This window comes from Halorubrum sp. FL23 (genome assembly GCF_052439115.2).
Taxonomy (GTDB): Archaea; Halobacteriota; Halobacteria; order Halobacteriales; family Haloferacaceae; genus Halorubrum; species Halorubrum persicum.
Genome location: NZ_JBQVRO020000006.1, coordinates 210,691 through 230,254 on the forward strand (window position 1 = coordinate 210,691; position 19,564 = coordinate 230,254).

At 70.8% G+C, this 19,564-nt stretch carries 23 protein-coding genes; 12 read left to right on the plus strand and 11 right to left on the minus strand.

The window, feature by feature from the left end; all coding sequences use genetic code 11:
- Positions 1-83: 83 nt before the first annotated feature.
- On the plus strand, positions 84-512 hold the full coding sequence (locus tag ACT4MF_RS09820; RefSeq protein ID WP_099255290.1) for a desampylase: 429 nt from the start codon (positions 84-86) through the stop codon (positions 510-512).
- Between the two features lie 37 nt (positions 513-549).
- Here ACT4MF_RS09820 and ACT4MF_RS09825 read toward each other — a convergent pair whose 3' ends face one another.
- Both ACT4MF_RS09825 and ubaA read right to left on the minus strand, forming a co-directional pair.
- Entirely contained in the window at positions 550-1,242 is a 693-nt protein-coding gene (locus ACT4MF_RS09825) for a type 1 glutamine amidotransferase (RefSeq protein WP_099255289.1), read from the minus strand.
- Between the two features lie 162 nt (positions 1,243-1,404).
- Complete coding sequence (gene ubaA / locus ACT4MF_RS09830; protein ID WP_099255288.1) at positions 1,405-2,277, minus strand: SAMP-activating enzyme E1; 873 nt, start codon at positions 2,275-2,277, stop codon at positions 1,405-1,407.
- A 249-nt stretch (positions 2,278-2,526) separates the two neighbouring features.
- Here ubaA and ACT4MF_RS09835 point away from each other — a divergent pair, with 249 nt between their 5' ends.
- Positions 2,527-2,790, plus strand: a complete 264-nt coding sequence (locus ACT4MF_RS09835) for a MoaD/ThiS family protein (RefSeq protein ID WP_444682390.1) — start codon at positions 2,527-2,529, stop codon at positions 2,788-2,790.
- 66 nt (positions 2,791-2,856) lie between these two features.
- Here the strand turns inward: ACT4MF_RS09835 and ACT4MF_RS09840 are convergent, their stop codons facing one another.
- Positions 2,857-3,876 (minus strand): PLP-dependent cysteine synthase family protein, encoded by a 1,020-nt coding sequence (locus ACT4MF_RS09840; RefSeq protein ID WP_099255286.1) that lies wholly within the window; start codon positions 3,874-3,876, stop codon positions 2,857-2,859.
- A 151-nt stretch (positions 3,877-4,027) separates the two neighbouring features.
- Here ACT4MF_RS09840 and ACT4MF_RS09845 point away from each other — a divergent pair, with 151 nt between their 5' ends.
- Positions 4,028-4,327 carry a sulfurtransferase TusA family protein gene (locus tag ACT4MF_RS09845; RefSeq protein WP_099255285.1) on the plus strand — a complete coding sequence of 100 codons (300 nt, stop codon included), beginning with the start codon at positions 4,028-4,030 and terminating at the stop codon, positions 4,325-4,327.
- Between the two features lie 2 nt (positions 4,328-4,329).
- Complete coding sequence (locus ACT4MF_RS09850; protein ID WP_444682389.1) at positions 4,330-4,665, plus strand: rhodanese-like domain-containing protein; 336 nt, start codon at positions 4,330-4,332, stop codon at positions 4,663-4,665.
- A 187-nt stretch (positions 4,666-4,852) separates the two neighbouring features.
- Here the strand turns inward: ACT4MF_RS09850 and ACT4MF_RS09855 are convergent, their stop codons facing one another.
- The gene (locus tag ACT4MF_RS09855) at positions 4,853-6,061 is read right to left on the minus strand and encodes a YeeE/YedE family protein (protein ID WP_444682388.1); all 1,209 of its coding nucleotides are present in this window, start codon (positions 6,059-6,061) and stop codon (positions 4,853-4,855) included.
- A gap of 182 nt (positions 6,062-6,243) precedes the next feature.
- Between ACT4MF_RS09855 and ACT4MF_RS09860 the strand changes: the two genes are divergently transcribed.
- Positions 6,244-7,326 carry a sulfurtransferase gene (locus ACT4MF_RS09860; protein WP_444682387.1) on the plus strand — a complete coding sequence of 361 codons (1,083 nt, stop codon included), beginning with the start codon at positions 6,244-6,246 and terminating at the stop codon, positions 7,324-7,326.
- On the plus strand, positions 7,323-8,351 hold the full coding sequence (locus tag ACT4MF_RS09865; protein WP_444682386.1) for a YncE family protein: 1,029 nt from the start codon (positions 7,323-7,325) through the stop codon (positions 8,349-8,351). The genes ACT4MF_RS09860 and ACT4MF_RS09865 overlap by 4 nt, the downstream gene beginning before the upstream one ends.
- A gap of 96 nt (positions 8,352-8,447) precedes the next feature.
- Here the strand turns inward: ACT4MF_RS09865 and cmk are convergent, their stop codons facing one another.
- Entirely contained in the window at positions 8,448-9,062 is a 615-nt protein-coding gene (gene cmk, locus ACT4MF_RS09870; protein WP_099255280.1) for a (d)CMP kinase, read from the minus strand.
- Between the two features lie 148 nt (positions 9,063-9,210).
- Between cmk and ACT4MF_RS09875 the strand changes: the two genes are divergently transcribed.
- Positions 9,211-12,039 (plus strand): ATP-dependent helicase, encoded by a 2,829-nt coding sequence (locus ACT4MF_RS09875; protein ID WP_444682385.1) that lies wholly within the window; start codon positions 9,211-9,213, stop codon positions 12,037-12,039.
- Here the strand turns inward: ACT4MF_RS09875 and ACT4MF_RS09880 are convergent.
- On the minus strand, positions 12,036-12,233 hold the full coding sequence (locus ACT4MF_RS09880; RefSeq protein WP_444682384.1) for a hypothetical protein: 198 nt from the start codon (positions 12,231-12,233) through the stop codon (positions 12,036-12,038). The genes ACT4MF_RS09875 and ACT4MF_RS09880 overlap by 4 nt on opposite strands.
- A gap of 70 nt (positions 12,234-12,303) precedes the next feature.
- Positions 12,304-13,287 (minus strand): formyltetrahydrofolate deformylase, encoded by a 984-nt coding sequence (locus ACT4MF_RS09885; RefSeq protein ID WP_099255277.1) that lies wholly within the window; start codon positions 13,285-13,287, stop codon positions 12,304-12,306.
- Positions 13,288-13,467: 180 nt separating this feature from the next.
- Between ACT4MF_RS09885 and purS the strand changes: the two genes are divergently transcribed.
- Entirely contained in the window at positions 13,468-13,719 is a 252-nt protein-coding gene (gene purS / locus ACT4MF_RS09890; RefSeq protein WP_004045690.1) for a phosphoribosylformylglycinamidine synthase subunit PurS, read from the plus strand.
- 73 nt (positions 13,720-13,792) lie between these two features.
- Positions 13,793-14,470, plus strand: a complete 678-nt coding sequence (purQ, locus tag ACT4MF_RS09895; RefSeq protein WP_099255295.1) for a phosphoribosylformylglycinamidine synthase I — start codon at positions 13,793-13,795, stop codon at positions 14,468-14,470.
- A gap of 24 nt (positions 14,471-14,494) precedes the next feature.
- Here the strand turns inward: purQ and ACT4MF_RS09900 are convergent, their stop codons facing one another.
- A complete protein-coding gene (locus ACT4MF_RS09900; RefSeq protein WP_444682383.1) occupies positions 14,495-15,022 on the minus strand; it encodes an SHOCT domain-containing protein in 528 nt (175 codons plus the stop codon).
- Positions 15,023-15,095: 73 nt separating this feature from the next.
- Here ACT4MF_RS09900 and ACT4MF_RS09905 point away from each other — a divergent pair, with 73 nt between their 5' ends.
- Complete coding sequence (locus ACT4MF_RS09905; protein ID WP_444682382.1) at positions 15,096-15,488, plus strand: VOC family protein; 393 nt, start codon at positions 15,096-15,098, stop codon at positions 15,486-15,488.
- Between the two features lie 97 nt (positions 15,489-15,585).
- Positions 15,586-17,373, plus strand: a complete 1,788-nt coding sequence (gene ilvD / locus ACT4MF_RS09910) for a dihydroxy-acid dehydratase (protein ID WP_444682381.1) — start codon at positions 15,586-15,588, stop codon at positions 17,371-17,373.
- 59 nt (positions 17,374-17,432) lie between these two features.
- Here ilvD and ACT4MF_RS09915 read toward each other — a convergent pair whose 3' ends face one another.
- Together ACT4MF_RS09915 and ACT4MF_RS09920 are read right to left on the minus strand one after the other, a co-directional pair.
- A complete protein-coding gene (locus ACT4MF_RS09915; protein WP_099256838.1) occupies positions 17,433-17,687 on the minus strand; it encodes a DUF7999 family protein in 255 nt (84 codons plus the stop codon).
- A gap of 180 nt (positions 17,688-17,867) precedes the next feature.
- Entirely contained in the window at positions 17,868-18,287 is a 420-nt protein-coding gene (locus ACT4MF_RS09920) for a universal stress protein (protein WP_099256837.1), read from the minus strand.
- A 103-nt stretch (positions 18,288-18,390) separates the two neighbouring features.
- On the opposite strand from ACT4MF_RS09920, the gene ACT4MF_RS09925 reads away from it, so the two are divergent.
- On the plus strand, positions 18,391-18,858 hold the full coding sequence (locus tag ACT4MF_RS09925) for an NYN domain-containing protein (RefSeq protein ID WP_099256836.1): 468 nt from the start codon (positions 18,391-18,393) through the stop codon (positions 18,856-18,858).
- A gap of 32 nt (positions 18,859-18,890) precedes the next feature.
- On the opposite strand, the gene ACT4MF_RS09930 is transcribed toward ACT4MF_RS09925, so the two are convergent.
- The gene (locus ACT4MF_RS09930; protein ID WP_099256835.1) at positions 18,891-19,562 is read right to left on the minus strand and encodes a S26 family signal peptidase; all 672 of its coding nucleotides are present in this window, start codon (positions 19,560-19,562) and stop codon (positions 18,891-18,893) included.
- Between the last annotated feature and the right edge of the window lie 2 nt (positions 19,563-19,564).

Genomic DNA, 19,564 nt, shown 5'->3' on the forward strand with positions numbered 1-19,564 from the left:
TCAACCGCTGCCGCTACCTCGGACGAGACGCGTCGCTTGCCGGTCGAGACGGACTTATCGGGCGGAGCCGTCAGGGTTCACCCATGATCGAGCTCTCTCGGGCGGTGTACGACGACATCGTCTACCACGCGTACGGCGGCGGCGAGGCGGAGATCTGCGGCGTCCTCGCGGGTACTTACGGTGACGACGGGGAGCCGAGCGTCGTCACCGACACGTATCGGGCCGAAAACGTCGCCGAAACGCCCCAGATCCGATACCTGATCGACCCCGAAGAGCAGTTCGAGCTCATCGAGACGATCGAAGACGACGGGCTCGACGTGGTCGGGTTCTACCACTCGCACCCCACCGGCCCGACCCACCCGAGCGAGACCGACGCGGCGCGGGCGACGTGGCCCGACCACTCGTACGTCATCTGCGCGCTGGACGGCTACCCGTTCGTCGGCTCCTGGCGCTGGCGCGGGGACGACGACGAGTTCGAACAGGAGACCGTCTCGGTTCGGAGCGAGCGGTAGGACGACCCATCGTCGATGCCGATCCGCGCGGAGACCGTCAGCGACCGGGGCCCGTCCGCGTTCGCGGCGCCGCCTCCGCGACGAGCGCCTCGAAGTTCTCGAACACCTGCCCCGGCGTGACGTCGTCGAAGGAGAACCGTTCGGGGGCCCAGTCGAACTGTTCGCGCAGGGTCTCGCGGTGTTCGGCGGTGATCTCCGGGTGGAACTGGACGGTCCACAGCGGCGCGGTCCGGTGACGGCTCCCGAATATCCGGGCGTGGTCCGCCGAGGCGATCGCCTCCATACCCGCTCCCAACTCGGTCACCGCGTCGCCGTGGAGCGAGACGACCACCGGATCGACCCCGTCGAACAGGGGGTCGTCGTCTAGGCTCGCCTCGACCAGCGTCGCGGTGGTCCCGACCTCCTCGACGGTGCCGCCGAGCGCGCTGTTCACCACCTGATGCCCGAAACAGACGCCGAGCGTCGGGATCTCTCGATCGACGAGTTCGCGCACGAGCGCCTCCTGGTCGGCGATCCACGGGCGGCTCTCCGCCTCGTAGACGCCCGCCGTGCTTCCGGTCAACACGACGCCGTCGGCCTCGTCGAGCGGGACCCGTTCGCCCGCGACGAAATCGATCTCGGTGGCGGTCGGGAACCGCGACGCGAGCGCGTCGCAGTGGTACTCGCAGTCGGGGTTCACCTCGCTGCGAACCACGTACAGGTCGGGCGGGTCCGCGTCGGTGGCAGGCATACGTCCCGCAAGTTGTCGTCGGAAGGGCCTCAGCGTTTCGGCCAGGCGAACGGGTGAGTCGGGCGGACAGGGGAAGAGTCGGGCGGAGCAGGGGGGCAGTCGGGCGGAGCAGAGGATGAGTGAGCCCGAACGGTCCCGATTCACGCTCCCCGATCTCGCACCTCAGTCGCTGGCTTCGATCTCGGGATTCGTCTCGTCGCCGTCTTCGTCGCCGCCGACGTCGATGGCGCAGGAGGCGGAGTACTCCACGTCGTGGACCGACTCGATGGCGGGGTCGTCGCCGCAGACGGGACAGTCGTCGCGCTTGGGGATCTCCACCTTGTCGAACTCCATGTCGAGCGCGTCGAAGAAGAGCATAGATCCGTCGAGCGTCTCGCCCTCGCCGATGATGTGTTTGACTGTCTCGGTCGCCTGCAGACAGCCGACGGTGCCGGGAAGGACGCCGAGGACGCCGGCGGTCGCGCAGTTCGGGACCATCCCGGCCGGCGGCGCCTCGGGGAACAGACAGCGGTAACACGGCGAGTCGTCGTCGCCCGCGAACGTCGTCACCTGCCCCTCGAACTTGAAGATGGAGCCGTGCGAGAAGGGGACGCCGGCGAGCGTGCAGGCGTCGTTGACGAGGTACCGCGTCGCGAAGTTGTCCGTGCCGTCGACGACGAAGTCGTAGCCCTCGATCAGCTCTTCGATGTTGTCGGGCCGGACGCGCAGCTCGTGTTTCCGCACGTCGATGTCCGGGTTGAGCTGCTCGACGAAGTCGGCGGCGGAGTCGACCTTCTTGCGCCCCACGTCGTCGTTCCCGTGGATCACCTGCCGCTGGAGGTTCGACAGCTCCACCTCGTCGTCGTCGGCGATCCCGAGCGTGCCGACGCCGGCGGCCGCGAGGTACTGGATGATCGGCGCGCCGAGCCCGCCCGCGCCGAGGACGAGGACCTCGGCGTCGAGCAGGGCCTTCTGTCCCTCCGGCCCCACGTCGTCCATGATGATGTGTCTGGAGTACCGGTCGAGCTGGGTCGGATCGAGGTCGAGATCGCTCATTTGGAGCCGTTACACACCGGATCCTGATAAGGCGGCCGTCCGTCAGAGGTACTGCCGCCTTCTCGGAGATGCGATCGCCGCGCACGACCGGTCGGCGGAGCCTCACGACGGGGCGACCCCGCCGCGCGTCGCCGTCTGTCGGCGGAGCCGACCGATGCGTTCCGTTTCCCCGCCGAACGTCGCGTGTTAGACCGGGGTGGAGCTTGCCGTCGACGGACCCCTTTTTCAGTCGGATGGCGAACTGCGGGTATGGCTACGATTAAACTGCCGGCCGTGCTGGTCGGAGGATCCTCGACGTCGGAGGTCGAAGTCGACGGCGAGACGGTCCGCGAACTGTTCGAGAACCACGCGGCGGAGCACGGCTCGGAGCTCAGAGACAGCGTCATCGAGGGCGGCGAGATCAAGGAGTTCATCAACGTCTACGTCGAGGGAACGCCGGTCGACAGCCTCGACGCCGACGTACCCGACGACGCGCAGGTCCGGGTCATCCCCGCCGCCAGCGGCGGCCGGTAGACGACCGGGAGAAGACCGGTAGGCGGGGACCGTCGCTGACGACGACCGACCGCCGGCGGCGCTCTCCTATAAGTACTCCTCCCAGAGCGGGATGTCCGCGTACTTGTCGCCGCGGTCGCAGAGCATGAACACGACCACGTCGTCGTCCGCGAGCGCGCCGGCCTCGTCGAGCCCCGCGACCGCGGCGGCGCCCCCGCCGGCGGACGTGCCCACGACGAACTGGTCGTCGACTCGGAGGTGGTCGCGGACCGTCGGCTCGTCGTGCTGGCCGAGGTCCGCGATCGCGATCTCGCGGTCCAGATAGCGCTCTCGGAGTGCGCGCGCGCGGTCGTACGCGTCCCCGGTCGTGACGTACTCCGTCCGGTCGAGGACCGACTCGTCGTACGTGTCGGGGTGGTAGTGATCGCCCGACTTGAGGTATTTCAGCCCGTCGATGGCGTGCAGCCGCTCGTCCGGCTCGAAGCCGACGATCTCGACCGCGCCGTCGGTCAGTTCGGTCAGCCCGCGCCCGGTTCCGGTGATCGTCCCGCCGGTGCCGACGCCGGCGACGAAGTGGGTCACCTCGCCGCCGGTCGCCTCGTATATCTCGCGGGCGGTCGTGCGCTCGTGCGTGCCGGGGTTGTCGGGGTTCTCGTACTGGTTCGGTCGGTAGTAGGCGTCGGGGTCCGCGGCGACGATCTCCTCGCAGCGCTCGATCACCGCGTCGTACCCGCGGTTGGCGTCGACGAAGTGGATCTCCGCGCCGGCGTCGCGGACCGCGTCGACCTTCCCGCCCGCGGCGTTGTCCGGCATGACGATCTCCACGTCGTACCCCCGGGCGCTCGCGAGCCGCGCGACCTCGCTACCCGTGTTGCCCGAGGTCGGCTCGATAACGGTGTCGCCGGGGTCGAGGGCGCCGCGCTCCTCCGCGCCGTCCAACATCCCCTTCGCGATCCGCGATTTGATCGAACCGCCGCCGTGCGGCGCGTCGTAGAGGTTGAACCACTCGGCTTTCGCGTACACGGCCGCGTCGGACTCGATGTCGAGATCGAGCGCCAGGAGCGGCGTCTCGAAGATGGTCGATTCGTCGACGGCGTACTCGCTCATGGGTCTCGTAGCGCGGTCCTCAATAAGAGTCCGACGGAAACGGCGTTCCCGGCGGCTATCGCGGTCGTTCGGGGCGATCGGCCGTCAGAGATACGGGAGAAGCCTGCCGGTCACGAAAGGGGTTACCGAGGCAGATGCGTACCCGTTTCGCATGAGTCAACCATCGTGGGACGACGTCGTCGAGATGCCCGACGAGCTCGACGACGAGACCGCCGAGGCGCTCGTAGACGACGCGACCGAGATACAGGACATGACCGGCGAGGTCTGTCCGTATCCCCAAGTCGAGGCGAAGAAGTCCATCGCGGGGCTCTCCCCCGGCGACGTGCTGGTCCAGGAGACCGACCACGTCCCGAGCACGGAGAACGTCCCGAAGGCGGTCGGCGACGACGCCACCGCGAAGGTGTGGAAGTCCGGCGACGGTCGCTACCGCATCTTCCTGCGGAAGGAGTAACCATGGTCGAGGAACTCACCCCCGAGGAAGTCCACGAGCGCGTCGAGGAGGGAGACGTTCGCGTCATCGACACGCGACCGCCCGCGCAGTACGAGCAGGGTCACATCCCGGGCGCGATCAACGTCCCGCTGGGCGATCTCCCCTCGCGCGTCCCCGACGTCGACTGGGACGACACCGACGTCGTCTGCGCGTGTCCGGTCGGTCAGTCGTCGAAGCAGGCCGCGATGCTGATCAGCAGCTACGAGGGCGTCGAGGACGGCGTGCTCGTCGCCAGCATGGCCGGCGGCTACGAGGAGTGGGACTTCGAACTCGAGGAAGGCGCCGCGGCGGACGCCTGAGCGACGGTCGGCTCTCTCGCCGTTTTCTCACCGTCGAGTGGCTTCCCGGCCGGACGGCGCCGACGCTGGGTCAGTAGTGATACCGCGGTGCGGTGCTGCGGGAGCGGGGCCCGAAGCGCCCCATAGCTCCGACACCCGCGCAGCCGCCCGATCGGCCAAGAAATCCGACGCCGATCGAGAGCGCTGGTTAAATCGCGCAGCCGACCTCGCGGTACATGTAGTGGGTCATCGCGTAGACGCCGAGGATGATCCCGGCGCCGGCGAGGAAGGAGTGCACGGAGAGCAGCGCGATCCCCGAAAAGAGGTTCGCGATGTTGCAGCCGGCGGCGAGCCGCGAGCCGACGCCCATCAGGAGGCCGCCGATCGCGTAGTTCGGTACCCGGTTCAGCTTCGGCTTGCGAATCCGGAAGTCGCCGGAGGCGTACGCCGCGATGAACGAGCCGACGATGAGCGACGCGATCATCACCATGTCGATCGTCAGCGAGATGTCGCCGTCGCGGAACAGGATCGAGCCCCAGTACTCGACGCTCGCCACGTCGAAGCCGGCCCCCGCGAGCAGGTAGCCGGCCCAGCGCGCCTCGCTGCCGGTGATCGCCCAGTGGCCGTGCACGGCGAACCAGAGGCTCGCGACGAGCGCCATCGCCACGCCGGCGGTCCGCGCGTCCCACGAGTCGCGGAGCCGGACCTTCAGCGGGCGGTCGTCGTCGCGGAGCGCGCGGACGTATTCGACGGTCCCGTCGGCGATGCCGCGCAGCCCGACGGAGACGGCCGAGAGGGTTCGGGAGGCGCCGATCGCCGCCTGCGCGCGGGTGTCGGCGCCCACGCCGGTCCCGCCGGAGGGATCGTCGGGGAGCTGACTGCGACCCGTCACGAACGCGTACGCGATGGTGCCGACCCCCACGGCGCCGACCCCGGTGGCGGCCGGCGAGAACGGCAGCGAGAGGTACAGCGTCCGCCCCTCGAACGGGTTCAGCGTCGCGAAGTAGTACGTCTCGGCGACGGGGAACGCGAACGCGAACAGGACGTAGCCGACGAACATGAACAGGAGCACGAGCCAGAACTGGAGGTACCCCTGCCCGGCCCGATAGAGGGTCCCGGAGGCGCAGCCGCCGGCGAGGGTCATCCCGAGCCCGAAGACGAAGCCGCCGAACAGCGAGCCGAGCCCCCACGCGGGCGTCCAGAAGCCGCGGAAGTAGCCGAACGTGGCCTGCACGCTCCAGAACACGGTCATCACCGCGATTCCCGCGAGCAACCCCTTCAGGACGCGGGTGTCTTTGAACGCGACGAAGTCGCGGAAGGCGCTGACGAAACAGAACCGCGCCTTCTGTAACAGGACCCCGAACGACAACCCGACCGCGATAGAGACGCCGACGTAGGCGACGGGCGACAGCAACATTGTCCGTCAACACCGCTCCCGGCCCTAAAGGGCCGCCGGAGACGGTAACGGCTCCCTCGGGTCGGAGCCTGCCGTAACACTTGCCCCTACGAGGGACACGGGGCAACGAACGAGGCGTCCGGGGAGGCTTTAGCCGTGAGACGCCTCGCGGCGGTATGAGCGACCACTGCTACTGCGGGTAGATGACGGGGAAGGATTCATCCCCCGACGGCGGCGACTCCGCCCCCGCCGAGGACCCGACCCGACGCGGCCTGTTGCGCGCGGCGGCCGGCGCGACCGTCGCGGGGGCGGCGAGCACGGCCGGCTGTCTCGGCGTGACGACCCCCGCCGACGTGGCGGCGCGAAGCGAGGTGTCGGGGAACGTGGGCCACTTCGTCGGGCCGAGCTGGCTCGCCGACAACCGCGACGAGGCCGTCGTGCTCGACGCTCGCGACGCCGAGCGCTTCCGCGAGGAGCGCATCCACCGCGCCCGGCGCGTGCCGTTCGAGGCGATCACGGCCCGCGAGTCGACCGACGCGGGCGACGCGCCCGACGCCGACGCGATCGCGGCCGCCTTCGGCGAGATCGGCGTGGCCCCGGACGACGACGTGCTCGTCTACGGCGCGAGCGTGGGGTCGCGGGTCACCCGCGTCGCGTTCGCGCTCGCCGCGATCGGACACGAGGGGTCGATCCGCGTTCTCAACGGGGGGCTCTCCGCGTGGAACGGCCGGCTCGGAACGGGATCGCGAGACCGCGTCTCACCGACCGACTACGACCCGGATCCCGCGTCGTCGACGTGGGTCACCCGCGAGTGGCTCGCCGACCGCGTCGGGACGTTCAACGGCGACGGGCCGGGGCTCGTCGACGTGCGAGTGCCGGAGGCGTACCTCGCCGCCCCTGGCTCGGACGCCCTGCGCGAGGACCACGACCGGCACGGCCACCTCCCGGGCGCGGTCGACGTGCACTGGGTCGGGAACGTCGCGGGCCGGCGGATGACCGACCCCGGTCGGCTCGTCCGACTGTACGAGGTGGAGGCCGAGCTGGACCGGAGCGGGACCGTCGTCGTCTACGGCGACGACAACGTGGACCCGACCTCGACGTGGCTGTCGCTGAAGGCGATCGGCTTCGAGGACGTGCGGCTGTACGACGGCGGCTTCGGCGAGTGGGCGAACGCCGACGGCGACCGCGGGCGGTACCCCGTCGAGACGGCGACGGACGTCGTGGTCGAGACCGAGGGGAACGTCGGCGGCGACGACGGCGGCGGCGACTTCTCCTGTACGGGATGACCGGGACGGACGCCGGACCGGAGGGGCGCGGGGACGACGCGCCCGTCGACCGCGTCCTCGCGGTCCCCTGCGAGGGGGACGACCTCCTCGCGCTGTTCGCGCTCGACACCGGAGAGCGGCTCGGCGAGGTCCCGGTGGGGAGCCACCCGGTCCACGCGACCACGTGTCGGGGGCGGACCGTCGTCGCGACCATGGGGGAGCGCGCCGTCACCGCGGTCGACCCGAACGGCGAGGTGGCCCGAGTCGACACCGGCGTGTTGGGGCCGTCGCACTTCGCGACCGCGAACGGCGAGCTCTACGTCTCCTGTTCCGCCGGCGACGCCCTCGCCGTCATCGACCCCGAGTCCCTGACGCTCGTCGACCGCGTCGCCGTCGGCGCGGAGCCGCACGAGATCGCGGTCGCCCCGAGCGGCGATCGGCTCTACGCCGGAAGCCGCCGCGAGGGCGTCGTCGACGTCGTCGACACCGGCCGCCGCGAGCGGGTCCGCGCGATCGACGCCGGCCCGGACGCCCGCGTGCAGGGCGTCGCGCTCGCTCCCGACGGGAACCGCGGCTACGCGGTCGACCAGCGCGGCGCTCGCGTGGTCGCCTTCGACGTCGGAGAGGGGTCGGCTTCGCCCGCCGCCGCGCCGATCCGCGACGAGGCGACGGTCGGCGCCGACCCGTACGACCTCGTCGCGACCGCGGACCGCGTGCTCGTCCCCGGCCGCGGCGACGGCGTCGTCCACGAGCTCGACCGGAGCCTGAAGCCGATCGCGGTCCACGAGGGGTTCTCGCGCCCCGTCGACGTCTTCGACATCGGCGGCGAGTGGTGGGTGCTCGACGCGGGCGCCGCCGGGCTCCGATCGATCGACGGCGCCGTCGTCGAGACGCCGGCGCCCGGATTGGTCGCGACCCCGGTGGGCGAGGGGAAACTCGCCGTCTCTCACTACGACGACGACCGCGTGTCTCTCGTCGACATCGGCTCTGGGACCGTCTGGACCGCGACTTCGCCGGCGTACCCGTTCGGGTCCGTCGTGGTCTGAGCGCCACCGGCGGGGGTCGCCGAGTTCGACCACACCGACGAGCACGGTCGCGAGCGCTCCGAGCCGACGGGGACGGCGGAGCGCGGGGCAGTCGCCTCAGATCTCGAAGTCGGGCGTGTCGAACGCCCCCTCGTCGGACTCCACGTCGTACCCCTCGATCGCCGTGAGCGCCAGATCAAGCGTCGCCTCGGCGTCCCAGCGCCCCGTGTTGATCGCCAGGTCGTAGATGGAGCGGTCCGAGAGGTCGATCCCGTAGTACGACTGGTAGCGCTGCTCTTCGATCACCTCGCGGACCTGCATCTCCGAGGTCATCTCCTCGCGGTCGAGGGTGCGGTCGGCGCGCACCTCGTCGGCGGCGTCGAGCCAGATCCGGATGTCGGCGCGGTTGCCGGCGATCCAGCCGGCGAGCCGCGACTCGAGGACGAACGCCTTGTTCGCGGTCCCCCACTTCTCGGCGATTCGGCGGAGTCGCTTGTCGAGCGCGCGGTCGATCTCCTCGGACTCGCCGGCCTTCGCGATCAGCTGCGAGAGGCTCATGTCGCGCTCGGCGGCGATCTCCCGGAACAGCTCGCCGCCGGAGACGTAGCCGCAGTCGAGCGCGGCCGCGATCCCCTCCACGAGCGTCGTCGCGCCGCACCCCGGCGGTCCCGAGACGGTGATGAAGAGGTTCCGGTCGATTTCCCGTTCCGCCGGCGCCGAGGTTCCACTCATACGTGCGGCGCCACGGGCGGATCCCGGATAAACCGGCCGGTTCGGGCGAAACCGGGACGAATCTCGCGAAGCCGGGTGCCCCGACCCACCGGCGGCGCACGTCGCTCCCGACGTAACCGATTTCCCGCGCCGCGCCCAGAGACCGACAGTGAGCGAACGCACGGACGGCGGCGCGGCCGGGAGTGAGGCCGAGCCGTCGCCGTCCGCGCGAGCCCTCCTCCGCGAAGCCCTCGCGGGCGAGGACGCGCCCGCCGTGGAGTTCGACCCGGAGTCGGTTCCGCTCCCCGACGCCGACGTGCTCGACCGGCTCTCGCCGCCGGTCCGCCGGTGGTGGGTCTCGGAGTTCGCCGCGCACGTCGGCGAGAACGGCGGCCTGTTCACCCCGCCACAGCGCGGGGCGATCCCCCGCGTCGACGAGGGAGAGAACTGCCTCGTCGCCGCCCCGACGGGGAGCGGGAAGACGCTCGCCGCCTTCACCGCGGTCCTCGACGACCTCTTCGCGCGCGAGCGGGCCGGCGAACTGGAGAACGCCGTCTACTGCCTCTACGTCTCCCCGCTGAAGTCGCTCGCGAACGACATCGAGCGCAACCTCGAAGCGCCGCTCGACGGGATCGCGGCGGAGACGGCGTCCGGGGGCGGACCGGACGAAGACGGGGAGGCCGATCCCGGTGTCCGGCAAGCGATCCGGCACGGCGACACGAGCGAGGCCGACCGGCGGGCCATGCTGGAGGAGACGCCGCACGTGCTCAACACCACGCCGGAGACGCTGGCGATCCTGCTCGACGCCCCGCGGTTCAGGGAGAAACTCCGCGCCGTCGAGTACGTCGTCGTCGACGAGATCCACGCGCTGGCGGGGAACAAGCGCGGCACGCACCTCTCGGTGTCGCTGGAGCGGCTGACGGCGTTGGCCGACGGCTCACCGACACGGGTCGGCTGTTCCGCGACGGTCGAGCCGCTCGACGAGGTCGCCGACTTCCTCGTCGGTCGCGAGCGCGTCGACGGCGCGGTCGGCGACGCCGAGGGGTTCGCCACGCGCGACTGCGAGGTCGTGGACGCCCGGTTCGGCCGGGAGTTCGACCTGCGGCTCCGGACGCCGGCCGCCGACCTCATCCACACGCCGGACTCGGTCGCCACCGACCGATTCTACGACGCGCTCCGCGACCTGATCGAGGACCACGAGAACACGCTGGTGTTCGCGAACTCCCGGTCCGGCGCCGAGCGCACCCTCCGCGAGCTTCGCGAGCGGTTCGACTACGACGAGTCGGACTCGGGCTGTCACCACGGGAGCCTCGGCGAGAGCCAGCGCACCCGGATCGAGGCAGGGCTGAAGGCGGGGACGCTGGACGTGGTGACCACCTCGACGAGCCTCGAACTCGGCATCGACATGCCCCACCTCGACCTGGTCGTCCAGGTGGGGTCGCCGAAGTCGGTCGCGGCGCTGCTCCAGCGCGTCGGGCGGGCGGGCCACAGCCCCGGCGAGACCGTCGAGGGGCGGGTGTTCGCGCTCGACCGCGACGAGTTAGTCGAGTGCGCGGCGATGCTCGCGCGCGCCGAGGCGGGGTTCGTCGACGGCGTGTCGCTCCCCGAGGGCGCCGCCGACGTGGCCGCCCAACACGTCTACGGGATGGCGATCAACGGGGTCCGCCCGGACCGGGAGATCCGCGAGGTCCTCCGGCGGGCGCACCCGTACCGCGCGTTCGGCGCGGACGCGTACGAGCGGCTCATGCGGTACCTCACCGGCGACTACGAGGGGTTGACGGAGCGGAACGTCTACCCGAAGGTGTGGCGCGACGCGAACGACCCGCCGGACGACGAACACCACTACGATGAATATCCGGTCGGCGAGACGCTCGTCGGGAAGCGCGGTCGGCTCGCGCGGGTCATCTACATGACGAACGTCGGGACGATCCCCGACTCGTTCGGCTGCGACGTGGTCACCCGCGACGGCGAGCCGGTCGGGACGCTCGACGAGAACTACCTCGACACGCTCGCGCCGGGCGACGTGTTCGCGCTGGGCGGCGAGCGGTTCGCGTTCCGCTACCGGCGCGGCTCGAAGGTGTACGCCGACCGGACGGACGAGCGGCCGACCGTGCCCACCTGGTACGCCGAGCGGCTCCCCCTGTCGGCCGACCTCGCGGCGGAGGTGCTCGCGTTTCAGGGCGACCTGCTCGACAGGCTGACGCGCGATGGCCCGCCCGCAGTCCGAGCCTGGCTGCGGGAGCTCCCGATCGACGGGAACGCGGTGCGGGCGATCACCCGGACCTACGACGAGCAGGTCGCGTACGCGGGCGCCGAGAGCGTGTCGACCCCGTCGCGGCTCGTGGTCGAGGAGGTGCTCGACCGCGACGCGTACAAGCGGCGGTTCCACGTCCACGCGACGTACGGCCGGCGGTTCAACGAGGGGCTCTCGCGGCTGGTCGCCGCCGAGTGCGCCGCCCGGACCGACGCCGAGCCGACGGTCGCGGTCGCCGACCGGGGGTTCAGTCTCGTCCTCCCGCTGAACCGCAAAGTCGACGTGGCGGGGATCCTCCGCGACCTGGACCCCGCGGCCGTCCGCGACGACCTCCGGGCGGCGCTGGGGGGTACCGACCTCCTCCAGCGCTACTTCCGGATCAACGCGACGCGCTCGCTCATGATCCTCAAGCGGTACAAGGGGTACGAGAAGTCCGCCGCCGAACAGCAGGTGTCCGCCGAGACGCTGCTCTCGCTCGCGGAGGGGCTCGACGACTTCGCGGTGATCGAGGAGACGTACCGCGAACTGTTAGACGACCGGCTCGACGCGCCCCGGATCCGCGACGTGGTCGAGCGGATCGCCGCCGGCGACCTCGCGGTCGTCGATCGGACGGTCGACTCGCCGACCCCCCTCGCCTTCGGGCTCGCGACGCTCGCCGACTCCGACGCGGTGCTCGCCGACGACGAGTCGGCGGCGCTCCGGGCGTTCCACGACCGAGTGCAGCGGGCGATAGAGGACTCCTAACCGCCACCCGACCCCGGCGCCTCCGGCGGGATCACCTCCGGGAGCCCGTTGAGGAGCGACACCGTATAGTGGAGGAACACGGCGAGCGCGACGACCGACAGGAGCACCAAGAAGAGCAGAATCATCCGCTCGTCGCTCCGCACGACCGCGCTGGCGTCGGCGACGAATCGGCGGAGGGCCCGCTGCGGCTGCATGGGCACTGATACGGGGCGGGGGGACGTAAAGAGACGGGCGCTTGGGGGCGCGGCGCCCGCACCGAACGGCTCAGTCGCTCTCGGCGGTCGGCGTCCCCGAGCGGGACAGCGGCTCCCCGTCGACGGGTTCGTCCGGGTTCGCGTCGATCGCGGCCTCGCTGAGCCCCAGTTGGGCGTCGACGTCGGCGTCCTCGCGGACGTGGACCGTCCCGCGGTGGATCGCGATCGCGTCCGCGAGGTGGAGTCGGACCGCGTCGAGCAGCACGTCGGCTTCGAGGGGTTGCCCGCGGCGCTTGATCTCGGCGACGTCGGCGCCCGCGGGGATGTCGAACGCGCGCTGGGCGATCACCGGCCCCTGATCGAGGTCGGTGGTCACGTAGTGGGCGGTGACGCCGGCGACGCGGACGCCGGCGTCCTTCGCCTGCCGGTACGCCTCCGCGCCGGGGAACGCCGGCAGCAGGGAGGGGTGGACGTTGATGATCCGACCCTCGTAGCGGAACACGACCTCCGGCGAGAGGATGCGCATGTAGCGGGCCAGGGCGATCAGGTCCACGTCGTACTCGGCCAGCAGGTCGAGGAGACGCTCCTCGTCGGTGTTGCCGTTGCCGTCGCCAACGTCGTAGAAGGGCTTGTCGTAGCGCTCCGCGAGCGACCGGAGGTCCCCGCGGTTACCGATCACGACCGGGATCTCCGCCTCCTCGCCGTCGTCGGCGAGGTCGCCGTTGGCCTCGGCCTCGAGCAGGGCCTCTGGCGCGTGGGTCTCCTTGGTGACCAACAGCGCGATCCGGCGGGCGTCGCGGTCGCTCGGGAACCGGACCTGGATGTCCACGCCGAGTTCGCGCCCGAGCTCGGCGAGCGCGCGGCGGAGCTCGCCGCGAGAGGTGTCCATCTCCGAGGCGTCGACGCGGGTCGTCATCCGGAAGACGCCCTCGCGGACCGCCTGGTCGAGGTCCTCGATGTTGATTCCCCGCTCGAACAGCAGGGAGGTGACCCGCGCGATGAGTCCGGTCTTGTCTCCTCCGACGACCGTGATTTCGGTCAGTTCGCGGGTCATGCGACGATCACCTCCGATGGTTCGAGCGGCTGCATACATTCGGTGGAGAACACGGAGGGGTTTGCCCCTTTCGCTCCGCGCCGCACCTCCGACTACGCCGATCGACCGGTACATATCCATGAACGTGGATATAAAAGACGTTCCAAAACGGTTTTTACACACGACTCCGCACTACCGGACATGACGGCATACACCGCGACGGTGACGGTCCGCCTGAAGCGGGGCGTCCTCGATCCGGAGGCCGAGACGACCCAGCAGGCCCTCGAACGCCTCGGGTTCGAGCTGTCGGACCTCCGGTCCGCCGACCGGTTCGAGGTCGACCTCGACGCCGCCGACGCCGACGAGGCCGCCGACCGCGCCGACGAGATGGCCGAGCGGCTGCTCGCGAACCCGACGATCCACGACTACGAGGTCGCGGTCGCGGAGCGATGACGGTCGCCGTCGTCGAGACGACGCCGATCGTCACCGGCTCGGAGATCGCGGCCGCCCACGCGAGGTGGTCGGCGTGACGGTCGCCGTCGTCCAGTTCGGCGGCTCCAACTGCGACCGCGACGCGGTCCGCGCGCTCGAGCACGTCGGCGTCGACGCCGAACGCGTCTGGCACGAGGACGGGCTCCCCGCCGACGCCGAGGGGATCGTGCTCCCCGGCGGGTTCTCCTACGGCGACTACCTCCGCGCCGGTGCGATGGCCGCCCGCGCTCCGATCATGGAGGAGGTCCGCGAGGCCGCCGCCGACGGCGTCCCCGTGATCGGCGTCTGCAACGGCGCGCAGATCGGCTCCGAGTCCGGGCTCACGGACGGCGCGTTCACCACGAACGCCTCCGCGCGCTTCCAGTGTGAACCCGTCCACCTCCGCGTCGAGCGCGCGGACACGCCCTGGACCGCGGCCTACGAGGAGGGAGAGGTCATCGAGGTCCCCATCGCACACGGCGAGGGACGATTCGAGATCGACGAGGCGGCCCACGCCGACCTCGTCGCCGACGACCGCGTGCTCTTCCGCTACTGCGACGCCGACGGGAACGTCACCGACGCGGCCAACCCCAACGGCTCGACCGACAACGTCGCCGGCGTCCTCGGCGAGCGCGAGTCGGTCGCCGTGCTGATGCCGCACCCCGAGCGCGCCACGCTCCCCGACCTCGGCCGGAGCACGGACGGGGCGGGTATCCTCCGGGCGTTCGCCTGATCGACCGCCGACCCGCCGACTCCGCTAGCGCTGGCGCCCTGACAGCGAGCGCTCCGCGCTCGCCCCTCCGCGGTCGCCCTCGCGGTCGTCACCGCCGTCGGTCTCCTTGTCCCCGAGCTCGCGTTCCAGCGCCCGCTCGAACTCGGCCTCGGTGAGTTCTCCCTCGGTGTACCGCCGCTGGATCCGGGCGATCGGGTCGGCCTCTCCGTCGCCGTCGGCCACCTCGTCGGCCCGACCGCGCTCGTCGCCCTCGGCGAGCGCGCGGACCCCGACGTAGCCCAGCACGATGAGGGCCGCGAACGCGAGGAACGTGAGCGCGAAGAAGACGAACGGGAAGGCCCCCGACCCGCCCATCATCCCGCCGCCCATCATTCCGCCGCCCATCATCCCCGGATCACCCACCGTGCCGACGCCCGACGCCCCGGTGCCGCCGGACGCGCTCGCGCTCGTCGTCGGGACGCGATAGCCGCGGACGCGGCGAACGCGCCCCCGGCGGCGACGCGTTCGGCCCGATCGAACGTAGTCATGTGTGATAGATACACTGCTACGCATAAATACGGTGGCGCCCGGTCTCAGACTCGCGGAATCCCGTCTGTTTTTGCGGCCCGCCGCCGAACCACGTCACATGCAAGCGCGCCACATCGACCACGTCAACCTCCGGATCCCCGCCGACGGCGTCGACGACGCCCGGGAGTTCTACGGCGAGAAGCTCGGGTTCGGGATCGAAGACGCGCTGTACGCGGCCGGCGAGAAGCCGTTCTTCGACGTGCGGCTGTCGGCGACCGCCGTCGTCCACTGCTGGCCGACCGCGGAGTTCGAACCCCCGACGGCGACGAACTACGACCACGTCGCCGTCGTCGTCGAGGGGTCGGCCGACGAGATCGAAGCCGAGTTGGCGGCCGCGGGCGTCGAGATCGAGAAGTCGCTCGACGAGCCGCTCGGCGCGGTCGGCGAGTCGTCCGCGGTGTACGTCCGGGACCCGTTCGGGTACCGGGTGGAGCTGAAAGCGCGGGTGTAAGCGCGGGGAGATCCAACCCCACCCGAACCCGTTCGCATGCCCGAGCAACCCTTGTTTCCTTGCGTCCGTTTAAGACCCCTGAGCGTTACGGTCAGATATGAGCGAACAGCAGCCGAAGTCGGAGGGATCGCGCTCCCGACGACGCGACAACGCGGACCGGTTTGCGGGCGAAAAGGACGAGAGCCTGCGGAGCAGAGACGTGACCGAAGGGGCGGACAAGGCCCCGCACCGCGCGATGTTCCGCGCGATGGGGTTCGACGACGAGGACCTCTCCTCGCCGATCATCGGCGTGCCGAACCCGGCGGCCGACATCACGCCGTGTAACGTCCACCTCGACGACGTGGCGGACGCCGCGCTCGACGGGATCGACGCGGCGGGCGGGATGCCGATCGAGTTCGGGACGATCACCATCTCCGACGCCATCTCGATGGGGACCGAGGGGATGAAGGCGAGCCTCATCTCCCGCGAGGTGATCGCCGACAGCGTCGAACTCGTCTCCTTCGGCGAGCGGATGGACGCGCTGGTGACGGTGGCGGGGTGTGACAAGAACCTCCCCGGCATGCTGATGGCGTCGATCCGCACCGACCTCCCGTCGGTGTTCCTCTACGGCGGTTCGATCATGCCCGGCCAGCACGACGGCCGCGACGTGACCATCGTGCAGGTGTTCGAGGGCGTCGGCGCCTACGCCGAGGGCGACATGAGCGGCGAGGAGCTCGACGACCTGGAGCGCCACGCCTGCCCCGGCGCGGGCTCTTGCGGCGGCATGTTCACCGCGAACACGATGGCCTCCATCTCCGAGGCGCTCGGGATGGCGCCGCTCGGCTCCGCCTCCGCGCCCGCCGAGAACCCGGAGCGCTACGAGGTCGCCGAGCGCGCCGGCGAGCTCGCTTTAGAGTGCATCGAGGAGGACCGCCGCCCCTCGGACATCCTCTCGCGGAAGTCGTTCGAGAACGCGATCGCGCTCCAGACCGCGATCGGCGGCTCGACGAACGGCGTGCTCCACCTCCTCGCGCTGGCGGCGGAGGCCGACGTGGACCTCTCGATCGAGGACTTCGACGAGATCTCGCGGCGCACGCCGAAGATCGCCGACCTCCAGCCCGGCGGCAACAGCGTCATGAACGACCTCCACGAGGTCGGCGGCGTGCCGGTCGTGCTCCGCCGCCTGCTCGAGGCCGACCTGCTCCACGGCGACGCGATGACCGTCACCGGGCGCACCCTCGCCGAGGAGCTCGCCGAGCTTGAGGAGCGCGGCGCGCTCCCCGACGAGTCGGAGATCGAGGCCGACTTCCTCTACACCGTCGACGACCCCAAGGAGCCCGAGGGCGCCATCAAGATCCTCGACGGGAACCTCGCGCCCGACGGCTCGGTGCTGAAGGTGACCGGCGACGACGAGTTCTACCACGAGGGGCCGGCCCGCGTGTTCGAGAACGAGGAGGACGCCATGGAGTACGTCCAGTCGGGGGCGGTCGACTCCGGCGACGTGATCGTGATCCGCAACGAGGGGCCGACCGGCGGCCCCGGCATGCGCGAGATGCTCGGCGTCACCGCCGCCGTCGTCGGCGCGGGCCACGAGGACGACGTGGCGCTGCTCACCGACGGGCGCTTCTCCGGCGGGACCCGCGGCCCGATGATCGGCCACGTCGCCCCCGAGGCGGCCGACGGCGGCCCGATCGGGCTCATCGAGGACGGCGACCACATCACCGTCGACATCCCGGAACGCGACCTCACCGTCGACCTCTCCGAGGAAGAGCTGGCCGAGCGCCGCGAGGAGTGGGAGGCGCCGGAGCCGCAGTACGAGGGCGGCATCCTCGCGAAGTACGCCCGCGACTTCGCCGGCGCGTCCGACGGCGCCGTGACGAACCCGCGGTTGACGCGCGACCTGTAAGGAGGCGACCGCTCGTCTCCGAGCGGAGAGAACCAACGTCGAATCGGCTTCCGCCCCCTCTACGCGTCCGTCACCCCGCCGTCGGTGTGCGCCGGCCGGACGGACTCGGCGCGCCAGACGTTGCTCCGGCGGCCGGCCCGCGACAGCTCCATCTTGACGACCGAGCCTACCGGGAGGTCCGCGACGCGATCGCGGGCGTCCTCGTCGGCGTACTCGACGACGTGGTACGTCTCGTTGCGCGGATGTGCACGAACCGTGGTGCAATTGTGATCGTTCTGCTCGGAAATGACGGTGTACGCGTTTGTCTTCGACATCTTACTCCGTTATTCTTGGACATACTACTTCAATACTCCGTATATTCACTACGGTCGTCGGTCAGGTAGTAATACGGATATAAGGTGTATAACAGCCGAAACGACGGTCGCGCCTCGCGGCGCGCGTCCGAACCGATCGACCGGCGTGAGCCGCCGAACAACGCGATCGAGGCGGACGGGTCAGCGGACGACGGTGACCGGCGCCGCGGATTCTTGGACGATCTTCTCCGCGATGTTCCCGACGAGCAGGCGGTCCGCGAGGCTGCCGCTGTGGCTGCCGATGACGACGACGTCGAACTCCTCGCTCGCGTCGGCGACCGCCCGCGCCGGGTGGCCGGCCATCACGTCCGTCTTGACCTCGATCCCGCTCTCGGCGGCGATGTCGTGGACGCGCTCGAACAGGTCGCTCGCCTGTTCCCGCGCCGCCTCCTCGGTGTCGTCGGCGAGCGCGAGGCCGGCCGCGCCGCCCATCATCGACGACGGCTCCCCCACCACGTGGAGCACGACGATCTCCGCGTCCGGGTGCGCCTCCAGCGCGAACCGGAGCGCCCGCTTCGCCATCTCCGACTCGTCCATCGGCACCAGCACGCGAGATATCATGGGAACCCTTCGCGTGACGCACGGATAAGTGGTGTGTTCGCATGGGTCACCCACACTGCGCCAGACCAGCACGCATATCTCCGCGGACCCCGCACCGGGAGGCATGGAATCCAGTCGGGCGGACGACGACCCCGTCGGCGTGGCGCTGTTCGTCGACGGGCCGAACGTGTTGCGGGAGGAGTTCGACGTTGATCTCGACGACGTGCGGACCGCGGCGGAGGCGGAGGGCCACCTCGTCACGACGCGGCTCTACCTCGACGAGCACGCGACGCCGGGGCTGATTCAGGCCGCGGAGGCCCGCGGCTTCGAGGTCGTCGTCACGAGCGGCGACGTCGACGTGAAGCTCGCGGTCGACGCCGCGCGCTTCGCGGCCGAAAGCCGGATGTCGACGCTCGCGATCGCGTCGCGGGACACCGACTTCAAGCCGGTCGTCGAGACCGCGAACGGCTACGGGATCCGGACCCTCGCGATCGCGCCCGGCGAGTTCGGGCGGTCCGACGCCCTGCGGAACGCCACGACCGACTCGGTGACGCTCGACGGGAGCGAGGGCGACGGGGACGACGGGTCGTAGCCGGCGACGAGTCGCAGCCGCCGGCGCCGTCCTCACTCCTCGCGCTCGTCGCGGACCGCCCGACGCCCCGTGACCCGACCGAGGAGGAGCGCCCCGAACCCGCCGGTGGCGGCGGCGAGCCCGCCGAACCCGACCGCGGTCGGGAGGAGACCCACCCGCGCTATCGCGGCGTCGACGCCGACCCGGAACCAGCCGAGGTTCGGCACCGCGAACAGCGCCTTGGCCGTGATCCACTCCTCGCGGACGACCGGAGCGATCCCGACGCTCTGATCGTATCCGCCGTTGGCGTCGCCGTAGGTGACGTAGCCGTCGTAGGGCGCCGGACAGGTCGCGAGCGTCGCACAGTCACCGTCGAGCAGCGCCGGATCGGCTCGGTCCGTCCAGTCCTCGCCGGCGCTCACCGGGAAGGCGATCCGGTGCAGTATCGGCCGTGTCCCGTCGTTCGGCGGGTCGAACACGACCACGTCGCCGGCGCGTCCGAACGTGGTCGGTGCGCCCGCCTCCGCCGCCCCGACGATCCCGCCCCACGGGAACCGGTCGGTCGACGTGACGACGACGAGGTCGCCGCGCTCGACCTCCGGGGCCATGCTCCCGCTCTCGACCGCGACGAACGGGGGCCACGCGCCCGCGACCGCGGCGACGACGACCGCGACCAACAGGACCGCGGCGGCCGGCGCGAGCAGGCCGGAGAGGTTCCGCATCACGT